The organism is Micromonospora sp. WMMD735, from assembly GCF_049178995.1.
Classification (GTDB): Bacteria; Actinomycetota; Actinomycetes; order Mycobacteriales; family Micromonosporaceae; genus Micromonospora; species Micromonospora wenchangensis.
This window is the reverse complement of sequence record NZ_JBMHMJ010000002.1, coordinates 2,132,726-2,144,579: the sequence shown is the minus strand read 5'-3', so window position 1 is coordinate 2,144,579 and position 11,854 is coordinate 2,132,726. Positions and strand designations below refer to the sequence as shown.

General features: G+C 71.4%; 11 protein-coding genes. 8 read left to right on the top strand and 3 right to left on the bottom strand.

What is annotated here, in order from left to right; translation table 11 throughout:
• Window positions 1-5: 5 nt before the first annotated feature.
• On the bottom strand, window positions 6-689 hold the full coding sequence (locus ACN268_RS09300; RefSeq protein ID WP_421482734.1) for a phosphoribosylanthranilate isomerase: 684 nt from the start codon (window positions 687-689) through the stop codon (window positions 6-8).
• Between the two features lie 398 nt (window positions 690-1,087).
• On the opposite strand from ACN268_RS09300, the gene ACN268_RS09295 reads away from it, so the two are divergent.
• The gene (locus ACN268_RS09295) at window positions 1,088-1,984 is read left to right on the top strand and encodes a haloalkane dehalogenase (RefSeq protein WP_421482733.1); all 897 of its coding nucleotides are present in this window, start codon (window positions 1,088-1,090) and stop codon (window positions 1,982-1,984) included.
• A gap of 50 nt (window positions 1,985-2,034) precedes the next feature.
• Here ACN268_RS09295 and ACN268_RS09290 read toward each other — a convergent pair whose 3' ends face one another.
• Both ACN268_RS09290 and ACN268_RS09285 read right to left on the bottom strand, forming a co-directional pair.
• A complete protein-coding gene (locus ACN268_RS09290) occupies window positions 2,035-3,855 on the bottom strand; it encodes a class I adenylate-forming enzyme family protein (protein ID WP_421482732.1) in 1,821 nt (606 codons plus the stop codon).
• Entirely contained in the window at window positions 3,852-4,682 is an 831-nt protein-coding gene (locus ACN268_RS09285) for an aminotransferase class IV (RefSeq protein WP_421482731.1), read from the bottom strand. The genes ACN268_RS09290 and ACN268_RS09285 overlap by 4 nt, the downstream gene beginning before the upstream one ends.
• A 312-nt stretch (window positions 4,683-4,994) precedes the next feature.
• On the opposite strand from ACN268_RS09285, the gene ACN268_RS09280 reads away from it, so the two are divergent.
• The 7 genes from ACN268_RS09280 (at window position 4,995) to ACN268_RS09250 (ending at window position 11,831) form a co-directional block, all read left to right on the top strand.
• Window positions 4,995-6,170 carry a sulfotransferase family protein gene (locus ACN268_RS09280; protein ID WP_421482729.1) on the top strand — a complete coding sequence of 392 codons (1,176 nt, stop codon included), beginning with the start codon at window positions 4,995-4,997 and terminating at the stop codon, window positions 6,168-6,170.
• Window positions 6,167-7,414 (top strand): ABC transporter substrate-binding protein, encoded by a 1,248-nt coding sequence (locus ACN268_RS09275; protein WP_421482728.1) that lies wholly within the window; start codon window positions 6,167-6,169, stop codon window positions 7,412-7,414. The genes ACN268_RS09280 and ACN268_RS09275 overlap by 4 nt, the downstream gene beginning before the upstream one ends.
• Before the next feature lie 38 nt (window positions 7,415-7,452).
• Window positions 7,453-8,385 carry a sulfate adenylyltransferase subunit CysD gene (gene cysD / locus ACN268_RS09270; protein ID WP_357929352.1) on the top strand — a complete coding sequence of 311 codons (933 nt, stop codon included), beginning with the start codon at window positions 7,453-7,455 and terminating at the stop codon, window positions 8,383-8,385.
• Entirely contained in the window at window positions 8,385-9,647 is a 1,263-nt protein-coding gene (locus tag ACN268_RS09265) for a sulfate adenylyltransferase subunit 1 (protein ID WP_421482727.1), read from the top strand. The genes cysD and ACN268_RS09265 overlap by 1 nt, the downstream gene beginning before the upstream one ends.
• A 52-nt stretch (window positions 9,648-9,699) precedes the next feature.
• Window positions 9,700-10,302: a disulfide bond formation protein DsbA gene (locus ACN268_RS09260; RefSeq protein WP_421486848.1), complete on the top strand. Its 603-nt coding sequence runs from the start codon at window positions 9,700-9,702 to the stop codon at window positions 10,300-10,302.
• A gap of 76 nt (window positions 10,303-10,378) precedes the next feature.
• Entirely contained in the window at window positions 10,379-11,233 is an 855-nt protein-coding gene (locus ACN268_RS09255) for an arylamine N-acetyltransferase family protein (RefSeq protein WP_421482726.1), read from the top strand.
• A 25-nt stretch (window positions 11,234-11,258) separates the two neighbouring features.
• Complete coding sequence (locus ACN268_RS09250) at window positions 11,259-11,831, top strand: DNA-3-methyladenine glycosylase I (protein ID WP_421482725.1); 573 nt, start codon at window positions 11,259-11,261, stop codon at window positions 11,829-11,831.
• Window positions 11,832-11,854: the final 23 nt, after the last annotated feature.

The window sequence follows — 11,854 nt, the reverse complement described above, 5'->3', positions numbered from 1 at the left end:
GGTTCTCAGTCCTGTCCGGCGAGGTCGGCGAACGCCTGGCGGGCGGCGGTGACGAACCGGCGCACCTTGGCCCGGTCCTTGCGACGGTCGGGGCCCTCCAGGCCGGTGTGCGCGTCGACGGCGGCGGGGCGTACCGCCGCGATGGCCGCCGCCACGTTGTCGGGGTTCAGGCCACCGGCGAGCATCAGCGGCCGGGGGGCGATCCGGACCAGCTCGGCGCTGACCGACCAGTCGTGGGTCAGACCGGTCGCGCCCTTGGCCCCGGTGGCAGGGTTGAAGCTGTCGGTGATGTACATGTCGACCCACTCGGCGCTCTCGTCGACGATCTTGGTCAGCTCGTCGATGTTGTCCTCCTTGACCACCAGGCTCTTGAGGACGTAGAGGTCGGGGTCGATCCGGCGCAGCTTCTCCAGCTGGGCGGGCTCGACGTCGCCGTGCAACTGCACGGCGGTGACGCCGAGTTCGGCGCAGAACTGCCGGATCTCGTCGGCCTCGGTCAGGTAGGTGATCAGGACGCCCCGGTGCCGGGGCTGGATCGCCGCGACGATGGCCGCGGCGTCGGCCTCGGACAGGTCCTCGTTCTTCGCCGGCAGCCGCAGGGCGAACCCCAGCCAGTCGGCGCCCTCCGCGCAGATCAGGTCGGCCTCGTCCTGGTCGATGATCCCGGCCACCTGGATCAGTCCCTGCATCTGCTGCTCCCTCTCTGTGTGAAACGCCGGTCGGAATCTCCACCGACGGAAATCCCACGTATGCGTCGACCAATCCGGGGATCCGGGACGGACCCGGCCGCGGTCGACTCGACGAGAGAAACGTACGAAACGAACGGCACCGGGGGACAGGCCCATGTCCGGCCCCGCGTCGGTGCCACTTCCACCGATGGCCCCGCACCGACGACGAAGCGGCCCCACCTGCGCGCGGTGGAGCCGAAAAGGATTCGCCATGTCATTGTTTGAATTCTCGCGAACAATTCATGAATGGCGCCGCCCCGGTGAGCGTGAAACGGCCGCCGATGACGGGACACGCCGTCACGACGATGCCACGGAATTGCCCGGACCCCTTGCTATCACTGTGCCGAGGAGGTCCACCAGTGACAACGAGTTCCACACCCGCCGCGGTTTCCGTCTCCGCGGCCGACCCGCACCCGCGCCGGCGCATCGACCTGTGCGATACCCATCTGTCGTACGTCGACGTGGGGGCCGGCGACCCGATCGTGTTCCTGCACGGCAACCCCACGTCCTCGTACCTGTGGCGCAACGTCATCCCGGCGGTCCGCGACCTGGGCCGCTGCCTCGCCCCCGACCTGGTCGGGATGGGCGACTCCGGCCCGGCGTCCGACGGCGGCTACCGCTTCACCGACCAGGTGCGCCACCTCGACGCCTGGTTCGACGCCGTGGTGGGCGACCAGCCGGTCACGCTGGTGCTGCACGACTGGGGTTCGGCGCTGGGCTTCCACTGGGCGGCCCGGCACCCCGACCGGGTCCGGGCCGTCGCCTACATGGAGGCGATCGTCCAACCCCGCCGGTGGAGCGACTTCGAGGCCGGCCGCGACCAGCTCTTCCGCGCCATGCGCTCACCCGAGGGGGAACGCCTGGTGCTCGAGGAGAACTTCTTCGTCGAGGTGGTGCTGCCCCGCAGCGTGGTGCGCCCGCTGTCGGAGGCGGAGCTGGACCGCTACCGTCGGCCGTTCGGTGACCCCGACTCCCGGCGGCCCACCCTCGCCTTCCCCCGGGAGCTGCCCATCGAGGGCGAACCGGCGGACGTGACCGCCGTCGTCGAGGAGTACGGCCGCTGGCTGGCCGCCTCCCCGGTGCCGAAGCTGCTGGTGGTCGCCGAGCCGGGGGCGCTGCTGACCGGTCGGGCCCTGGCGTTCGCCCGGACCTTCCCGAACCAGCGCGAGGTCACCGTCACCGGCAGCCACTACGTGCAGGAGGACTCGCCGGACGAGATCGGCGCCGCCCTGCGGGACTTCGTCGCCGGCCGGTGAACGCGGCCGTGGGGCGGGCGGTCGGGGAACCGCCCGCCCCACGTGGCTGCTCAGGCCGCCGAGGTGGCCCGCTCCTCCTGCGGCGACTCGACCGTCGCCGACGAGGCGCTCAGCTCCCGCAGGATCGACTGCTCGGTGCGGGTCCGTGCCACGTCCAGCCCACCGTCCTCGTCGGTCAGCAGGAGCTGGGCGAACTGCGCGCGTACCTCGCGCTTGAGCACCTTGCCGGTGACCCCCAGCGGGATCTTGGTGTCCCCCTTGGAGATGACCGTCGCGGCCAGCTCGTGCCTGCCCGCCGCCCGCAGCGCCCGGTTGATCCGGGTCAGCAGCTCCTCGGCGGTGAGGTCCGACCCGTCGATCAGGCGCAGCGCGGCGATCGGGGCGAACGAGGTCGGCTCGACCGGGTCGACCACCCCGACGACGGCGCAGTCCACCACCGCCCGGCACGCCTTGAAGATCTCCTCCTCGAGGGTGAGGCTGTAGACCGGGCCGCGCCGCGTCGTGATCACGTCCGTGGTCCGGTCGTAGTGGTAGAACCGGCCCTTGTCGTCCTTGTAGCCGATGTCGCCGGTGAGCCAGTAGCCGTTGCGGATCGACTTGTGCGTCAACTCGTGGTTGCCCCAGTAGCCCAGGGTCACCGTCGGGGTGTGCACCGCCAGGTAGCCGACCTGGTTGGGGCCGAGCTCCCGACCGTCCTCGTCGAAGACGACCGCGTCCTCGACGATCGGCTCCGGGTAGCCGACACAACGGTTGTAGGCGTTGGTCTTGGGGCCGTGGATGTTGAGGAACAGGGCCATGCCCATCTCCGAGGCGCCCAACCCGTCGAGGTAGTGCGACCCCGGCCGCCAGGTGCCGTTCTCCCGGTGCCGGCCGAGCCGGACCAGCTCCCGCACGTGCGCCTCGTGCGAGGCGTCCGCCGTGCTGATCCAGGTCGTCACGTTCGACGCGGCGGACGGCTCCAGGCCGAGCGCGAGCATCTCGGTGAAGGTGATCGGGAAGCCCGTCACCACGCTGGGCTTCCACCACCGCATCGCCTCGGCCACCGTCGCCCCGTCCTGGGACTCCATGACCAGGGTGGGCAGGCCGATGAGGGTGGCCATCATCATGTAGCTGTAGCCCGACGAGTGCGAGGCCGGGAAGGCCAGCAGCATCTTGTCGTCCGGCCCCGACGGCAGCGTCATGATCCGGGGGCGCTTGCCGGCGAAGAACTGGCGGTGGCCGAACGTGGCGGCCTTCGGCATGCCGGTGGTGCCCGAGGAGTGCGAGATGAGCACCGGGTCGCGGTCGCCGTGCCGGTACGGGTAGACCCCGGGCAGCGGGCCGGCCGGCGGCGCGGCGTGCATCGCCTCCTGCGAGGCGGTGAACCGGAACGGACGCGCGTCGGCCATCCCGTTGAGCAGCGGGCCGAGCTTGTCCGCGTCGACCACCACGCCGACCGCGTCGAGCCGGGAGAGGTACTTGGCGGCGGTGTCGGGCACCATGTTCGGGTTGATCACGGCGGGGATCGCGCCGAGGCTGTTGAGCGCCAGGAAGTGCACGAAGCTCGCCATGCCGTTGCGGGTGAAGACCCCCACCCGGTCGCCGTGGGTGACCCCGGCGTTGTGGTACCACCTGGCGTACCGCTCGGTCTGGTCGCGCAGCGTCGCCAGGCTGTAGACGACCAGGTCGTCCGGGCCGCCGCCGGGCGGCAGGTGGTGGAACAGCGGGGCGTCGTGGTCCTGTCCCCGCTCCAGGGCGTGCCACAGGAAGTCACCCGCGCCGAGCTGACGGGTGGCCAGCAGCTCCAGCCGGGCCCGCAGCCCCCGGTGCGACCGCCCGAAGTGCATACGCGGGACCGATGCCAGATAACGCTGTAGTGACCTGAGCTTCATGGTGCCTCCTCGGTGCTTCGGTGCGGCCAGATGGCCTCGGGGTCGGGCAGGGGTTCGGTCAGCGCGTCGAGATGGGCGCGCCAGTCGTGCAACCGCCGCGCGTCGGCGGGGGCGGTCGGCTCTCCGTTGATCCGGGTCAGGACCCGGATTCCGTGCAGGGCACTGGTGATCCACACCTCGCTGTCGAGCAGCTCCGCCACGCTGGGCAGCCGGTGCCGTACCGGCGTCCCCAGCTCGGCGCAGCGGTCGAGCAGCAGCCGCCGGGTGACGCCGGGCAGGATCCGCCCGTCCTCCGGTGGGGTGTGCAGGACGCCCGACGACCACCAGTAGATGGTGCTGAACGCCCCCTCGCGGACCCGACCGTGCTCGTCGCAGAGCAGGGCCTCGTCGGCGTCCGCGTCGTGGGCGGCGGCTCTGATCTTCTCCAGCTCCTCGAAGTCCGGCCCCTTGAGGTGGGGCAGCCGCCGGGGGTCCGGATGCGGCCACACCCAGCCACGGGCCTCACCGACCCGGGGCGGGGCGGGCCGCAGCCGCAGGGCCAGCCGCTGGGTGGGAACCAGGTGCAGTTCGATGCGGGGAAACCACACCCCGGAACGGGGCAGCGCCGTGGTGACCGACGCCCCGAAGGACGCCACCCGGTGCGCCGAGACCCCGAACCGTCGTACGGCCGCGCCGAAGCGCTGCCAGTGCAGGCGGTACGCCCGGGCCCGGCCGTCGGTCAGGAGCCAGGAGTCGGCCACCACGGGGCGGTACCGACTATCCTCGATCCCTTCGCGGACCCCCGTCTCCCACAGCAGCAGGGGGACGGCCCGAGTCGCCGGCGGCATCTTCTTCTCCGATCCGTGGTGTGTCGCCGATTGGCTGGGCCGACCATAGGGCGGCCGTGAGGTCCCGCTCCAGAGCCACGTTGACGCCGTACTCCGGGCCACTTGTCGCCCGCCGGCTTTGGTCCCGTGCGAACCCCTGATGTGGCCCTGTACCGACCGTGGTCGGGTGCCTATCGTCGCTACCTACCGTGATCGCTGTTCACATTCGTCACCGTCCGTCGGCACGTCCGGCCCGGTGGGGGCGGGGGCACCGACCGCACGGACCGGCAGCCCGAGCCGCCGCGTTTCCAGCCAGACAGAGGGGAGTACGCCGTGACCGCCGTCATCGAACCCACTCAGGACACCTATCGGGTGGACGAGTTCGTCGAGGCCGCCCGAGCGAGGGCGGGAGTTCCGGACTTCGAGTTCGCGCACCTGGACGCCCTCGACCGGTTGCTGCGGTCGTTGGACGCCGAGGGCGGCCTGAACGAGGCCGGTCGCCGGTCGGTCCGGGGCGCCCTGGTCGCCGCGCTGGCCACCCAGGCCGCCGCGCACCGGGCCCGGGTGAAGAACCCGGAGATCGCCTCGGTCGAGATCAACCAGCCGGTGTTCATCACGGGCATGACCCGCAGTGGCACCACGCTGATGCACAACCTGCTCGGCCAGCACCCGGACCTGCGTTCCCCCGACCTGTGGGAGCTGATGGCGCCGGCGACCGACGACCGCGACGAGGCGACCCGGCAGGCGCTCGTGCAGGCCGCGGAGAACTTCTGCGTCGACTACTACACCGTCGCGCCGAAGCTGAAGCCGGTGCACCTGTGGGAGCCGCACCGCCCCGACGAGGACCACCGGCTGACCGCCCCCACGTTCAAGACGATGGCGTACGAGCTGCGCTACACGGTGCCCAGCTACGGCGAGTGGCTGCGGACCCAGGACCAGTACGACGCCTACGACTACCACCGGTACCTGATGCAGCACATCGTCTGGCGGGTACCCACCGACACCCTGGTCCTCAAGGACCCGTTCCACCTGTGGCGGGCCGACGCGCTCGCCCGCACCTACCCGGACGCCCGGCTGATCTACATGCACCGCGCCCCGAGCGTCACCATCCCCTCCACCTGCAGCCTCACCGAGATCATTCGACTCGCGCGCGCCGACCGGGTGGACCGCCTCGCGCTCGGTAAGCTCTGGACCGAGCGCTTCGCCGAGATGCTCGACCTGTTCGCGCGGGCCGAGCAGGAGCAGCTCGCCGGCACCCCGGTGCTCGACGTCGACTACCAGCGCCTGATGGCCGACCCGATCGCCGTGATGGCCGAGATCTGCGACTTCCTCGGTGCCCGCTGGGACGGCGAGGTCGAGAAGGCGTTCCGCGACTACCTCGCCGCGAACCGCAAGGACAAGCTCGGCAAGCACGTCTACCGGGCCGAGGACTACGGCCTGGACGCCGACGAGCTGGACGAGCGCTTCTCCGCATACCTGACGAAGTACCAGATCGGAGGACGGGCGTGAGCACCACGTCGGAGCCCACGGTGCTGCAGACGGTCACCGAGCAGGTCCGCGCCTTCGCCCGTACGGTCGACGGCGCCCCCACGGTCACCGTAGGCATCGTGACCCCGCTGTCCCTGCCGGGCGACCCGACGGCCGGCACGCTGACCGCACGCGGGGCCCTGATCGGCGCGGAGTACGTCCGCGACCACGGCGGCATCCGCGACGGCCTGCAGTTCGACTTCGTCGTCCGCGACGACCAGGAGACCGTCACCCTCGACGGCGGCACGATGCCCCGCTCGGCGGTCGGCGCGCTGGCGAAGGTCGCGATCGTCGACCGGGCGCTGGCCGTGCTCGGGCCCTGGCACCTGCGCTACACCGAGGAGGTCGCCGACCTCGCCGACCGGATCGGGGTGCCGCTGTTCATCGAGAACGCCCACCCCGAGGTCACCGCGCGCAAGCGCCGGGCGGTCTTCCGCACGTTCACCTCGATGGCCGAACGCGCCCCGGTGCTGATCCGGTTCGCCGCCGACCAGGGCTTCCGGCGGGTCGGTCTGATCCACGCCGACACGGTCTTCGGGCGCAGCGCCGCCGCGCTGCTCACCGCCGAGCTGAAGGCGGCCGAGGAGCCCATGGAGCTGTACTCCGTGGAGTTCGACCAGGAGTCGACGACGGACCTGCGTCCCCAGCTGCGCGAGATCCAGCAGTGGGGGCCGGACGTGGTGATCAACGTCGGGGTGGTGCGCACCAACCACCTCATCGTGCAGCAGGCGGCGGAGATCGGGCTGCTGCCGCAGGTGCCCATGCTGGCGCCGTTCCAGTGGCCGCTGCGGGCCCCTGACTACTGGAAGGCGCTCGGCGCGCACGGCCTGCACATGGTGTGGCCGGCCACCCAGTTCAGCCCGAACTGGTCGGGGCTGACCCCGATCGGCAGGTGGTTCGTGGACCGCTACCGCGACACGTACGGCACGATGCCGCCGGACACCGCCCTCAACGCCTTCACCGACATCACGATCATCGCGCAGGCCCTGCGGCAGGCGGACCGGGTCGGCCGGGAGGAGCTGATCGCCGCGCTGGAGAAGGGCACCTTCGACACCTGGCGTGGTCCGGTCAGCTTCACCCGCGGCGAGACCCACTGGCACCACAGCCCGCCTCCGGTGGTGCTGCAGCAGTACCAGGAGATCGACCAGGACATCTCCACCGTGCCGATCGTCTACCCGCCCGAGCTGCGTACCGCCGGGTACGTGCGGCCGGGCTCCTCGACCTGACCGGCCTGACCGGCCGACACCTGTGGGGAGACAACGCCATGGCGTTCACTTCGACCGCATCCGAAACCTCATCCGACCTGCGGATGTCCTACCTCGACGTGCTCGAGGCCGAGGCGGTGCACATCATCCGCGAGGTGGCGGGCACGCTGGAGCGTCCCGTCCTGCTGTTCAGCGGCGGTAAGGACTCCGCCGTCATGCTCCACCTGGCCCTCAAGGCGTTCCTGCCGGGCCAGCTGCCCTTCCCCGTACTGCACGTCGACACCGGGCACAACTTCCCCGAGGTGATCGAGTACCGCGACAAGGTCGTGGCGGAGCACCAGCTCACGCTGCGGGTGGCGCACGTGCAGGACTACATCGACGACGGCCGGCTCACCGAGCGGCCCGACGGCAGCCGCAACCCGTTGCAGACCGTCCCGCTGCTCGACGCCATCACCCAGCACCGCTTCGACGCCGTGTTCGGCGGCGGGCGGCGCGACGAGGAGAAGGCCCGGGCCAAGGAGCGGGTGTTCTCGCTGCGCGACGAGTTCGGGCAGTGGGACCCCCGCCAGCAGCGCCCCGAGCTGTGGAACCTGTACAACGGCCGGCACGATCCGGGCGGGCACGTACGGGTCTTCCCGCTGTCGAACTGGACCGAGCTCGACGTGTGGCACTACATCGCCCGGGAGGAGATCCCCCTGCCGGCCATCTACTTCGCCCACCAGCGTGAGGTCTTCCTGCGCAACGGGATGTGGCTGGCACCGGGGGAGTGGGGCGGTCCGCGCCGCGACGAGCAGGTGCAGGAACGCACCGTGCGGTACCGCACCGTCGGTGACATGTCCTGCACGGGCGCCCTGGAGTCGGGGGCCGCGACCATCGACGAGGTGATCGCCGAGATCAGTCTGTCCCGGATCACCGAGCGCGGTTCGAGCCGGGCCGACGACCGGATGTCCGACACCGCCATGGAGGACCGCAAGCGGGAGGGGTACTTCTAGTGACCACACTCAGCCTCGACACCACGCGCGACGGGGAGCTGCTGCGGCTCGCCACCGCGGGCAGCGTCGACGACGGAAAGTCCACCCTGGTGGGCCGACTGCTCTACGACTCCAAGTCGGTGCTGGCCGACCAGTTGGAGGCGGTCGAGTCCGCCAGCCGTGCCCGTGGCTACGGCCAGGCCGACCTCGCCCTGCTGACCGACGGGCTGCGGGCCGAACGCGAGCAGGGCATCACCATCGACGTCGCCTACCGCTACTTCGCCACCGGCAACCGCCGGTTCATCCTGGCCGACACCCCCGGGCACGTGCAGTACACCCGGAACATGGTCACCGGCGCGTCCACCGCGCACCTGGCCGTGATCCTGGTCGACGCCCGGCACGGCGTGGTGACCCAGACCCGGCGGCACACCGCGGTGGCCGCGCTGCTGCGCACCCCGCACGTGGTGCTGGCGGTCAACAAGATGGACCTGGTCGGTTTCGCCGAGGACCGGTTCGCCGAGATCGACGACGAGTTCCGCCGGCTGGCGGGTTCGCTCGGTGTCCCCGACGTGCGGTCCATCCCGTTGTCGGCGCTGCGCGGTGACAACGTCGTCGACGCCTCGACGGAGATGCCCTGGTACACCGGGCCGACCTTCCTGCAGCACCTGGAGCAGGTGGACCTCGACGAGGACCTGACCGCCCTGCCGGCCCGGCTGCCGGTGCAGTACGTCCTGCCCGACGGGTCGCTCGCCGGTCAGCTCGTCGCCGGCCAGCTCCGTCTCGGGCAGCAGGTCCTGGTCACGCCCGCCGGCCGGCCGGCGGTGGTCACCGCCCTCCAGCGGCTCGGCACGCCGATCGAGAACGCCCGCGCGGGCATGTCGATCAGCGTGAAGCTCGACGGGGCGGGCGAGGTGGGACGCGGCGACATGATCGTCGCGGCGGACCGGATCCCGACCACGACCCGGCAGGTCACCGCGACGCTGTGCCACGTCGCCGAGCGTCGGCTCGGTGAGGGCGCCCGGGTCCTCGTCCAGCACCAGACCCGGGTGGTCGAGGCGACGGTGGCGTCGATCGTCGACCGCCTCGACCTGGCCACCCTGGAGCACACCCCGAACTCCGACCCGCTGGTGGTCAACGACATCGCGACCGTGGTGCTGGACCTCGACGAGCCGATCGCCGCGGACCCGTACCGGCTCATCCGGGGCACCGGGTCGCTGCTGCTCATCGACCCCGCCGACGGGGCGACCCTCAGTGCCGGCCTGGTGGGTCCGGCTTTCCGATGAATCAACCGAAGGATGTACGACGGTGTCCGAAGTGAACCGAATCCTGGTGGACATGTTCGTCGACCCGGTGTGCCCGTGGGCGTGGCTGACGTCCCGGTGGCTGCTCGACGCCGAGCGGCAGCGCCCGATCGACGTGCGGTTCAAGATCATGAGCCTGTCCGCCCTCAACGAGGGACGTGCCGACATCGACGCGTTCTACCAGCGCAACATCGGACCGTGGCGGCGTCCGGTGCGGGTGCTGATGGCGACCGAGCAGCAGCACGGGCCGGACGCCGTCCGGTCGCTCTACGACGCCATGGGCACCCGCCGGCACGTCAAGGGCCAGTCCTACGGGCCGGCCCTGTACAAGGCGGCGCTCACCGAGTGCGGGCTGCCGGGCGAACTGGCCGACGCGGCGGACGACGCCGGGCTCGACGACGCGGTGCGCAAGAGCCACCAGGCGGGCATGCAGCCGGTCGGGCTGGACGTCGGTACCCCGACGATCCACGTGCACGTGCCCGGCGGCGACCCGGTGGCGCTGTTCGGCCCGGTGGTCACCCCCGCCCCGAAGGGCGAGGACGCCGCCCGGCTCTGGGACGGCTTCCTGCTGGTCGCCCAGACACCCGGGTTCTACGAGCTCAAGCGCAGCCGCACGAGTGGCCCGCAGACCCGCTGACGACCGGCCGGGGCGGTGCCATCGATGGGGATGGCACCGCCCCGGCATTTTCCGCACAGAAAGTGAACGTCCCGACATGCAGGAGCCGTCTGTGCCCAGGATCGGTGACGAGGTGGTCCGCCGCTACCTCGCCCGCCTGGACGAGCCCGGCCGGCCCAGGGTGAACCTGGCGACGCTGGTCCGGTTGCACGAGCGTCACGTCCGGCGGGTTCCGTACCACAATCTCGACATCCAGGTGGGGCTGCCCACCGACGTCGACCCGGCCGGCAACGCCGCGCGGCTGGCCGACGGCGACGCCGGCTACTGCTTCCACCTCAACGGCGCGTTCGCCGCCCTGCTGGCCGCGCTGGGGTTCGACGTGACCCTGCACCGGGGGCAGGTGAAGAAGGCGCCCGCCCTGCCCGACGGCGTGCAGTTCGCCAACCACCTGACCACGACCGTCCGGCTGGACGGCCGGCGCTGGTTCGTCGACGTCGGGCTCGGCGACGGGCTGCTGGGTCCGGTGCCGTTACGTCCCGGCGTGGTCCGGCATCCGCCGCTGACCTTCGCCTTCGCCGAGGCGGCGTGGGGGTGGCGGTTCACCCACGATCCCCGCGGGTCGTTCACGGTGATGGACTGGGAGGACCGGCCGGCGTGGCCGCAGGACTTCGTCGCCGCCCACCAGCTGCTCTCGACCGCGCCGAGTTCCACCTTCGTCCGCCGGTTCATCGTCACCAACCGGGGGTCGGGCGAGGTGGTGTGGTCGCTGGTCGACCGGCTGCTGACCCGCATCGACGGCGACGGCGTGCACCGGCGGGAGCTGACCACCTTCGACCAGTGGCGTCGGGAGTTGGAGGAGACGTTCCTCCTACGGCTCGACGACCGGCACACCGCCGGGCTGCGGCTGCTGTGGCAGCGGTTGCCGCAGCGTCCCGGCATCCCCACCGGCTGACCACCGCCGCAGGACAGGAGACGACATGCAGATCAGCACCGGCCCCGACGGCGTGCCGCGCTGCGGTTGGTGCACCGGCACCCCCGTCTACGTCGCCTACCACGACGACGAGTGGGGGCGTCCCGTGCACGGTGACGCCCCGCTCTTCGAACACCTGGCCCTGGAGGCGTTCCAGGCGGGGTTGTCGTGGTCGACGATCCTGCACAAGCGGGACGCCTTCCGGTCGGCCTTCGCCGGCTTCGACCCGGAGACGGTCGCCGGCTACACCGACGCCGACGTGGACCGGCTGCTCGCCACCGACGGCATCGTGCGTAACCGGGCCAAGATCGAGGCGACCATCGACAACGCCCGGCTCGTCGTCGCGCTGGCCGGCGGCCTCGACGCCCTGCTGTGGTCGTACGCGCCGGACACCGTCCGGCCCCGACCCCGCTCCACGTCGGAGGTGCCGGCCCGCACGCCCGAGTCGACGGCGATGGCGCGGGAGCTGAAGCGGCGCGGGTTCCGGTTCATTGGCCCGGTCGGCGCGTACGCCCTGATGCAGTCGACCGGGATGGTCGACGACCACCTGGTGGGCTGCCACCTGGCCGTGGACGGCTGAAACCGCTGCGGGTGCGGCCCCAC

What these genes read in the sequence shown, in the direction of transcription:
- ACN268_RS09285 (WP_421482731.1), bottom strand. Translation starts at nt 4,682, where the DNA reads ATGCCGCCGGCGACTCGGGCCGTCCCCCTGCTGCTGTGGGAGACGGGG.
- cysD (WP_357929352.1), top strand. Translation starts at nt 7,453, where the DNA reads ATGGCGTTCACTTCGACCGCATCCGAAACCTCATCCGACCTGCGGATG.
- ACN268_RS09250 (WP_421482725.1), top strand. Translation starts at nt 11,259, where the DNA reads ATGCAGATCAGCACCGGCCCCGACGGCGTGCCGCGCTGCGGTTGGTGC.
- ACN268_RS09300 (WP_421482734.1), bottom strand. Translation starts at nt 689, where the DNA reads ATGCAGGGACTGATCCAGGTGGCCGGGATCATCGACCAGGACGAGGCC.
- ACN268_RS09260 (WP_421486848.1), top strand. Translation starts at nt 9,700, where the DNA reads ATGTTCGTCGACCCGGTGTGCCCGTGGGCGTGGCTGACGTCCCGGTGG.
- ACN268_RS09255 (WP_421482726.1), top strand. Translation starts at nt 10,379, where the DNA reads ATGCAGGAGCCGTCTGTGCCCAGGATCGGTGACGAGGTGGTCCGCCGC.
- ACN268_RS09290 (WP_421482732.1), bottom strand. Translation starts at nt 3,855, where the DNA reads ATGAAGCTCAGGTCACTACAGCGTTATCTGGCATCGGTCCCGCGTATG.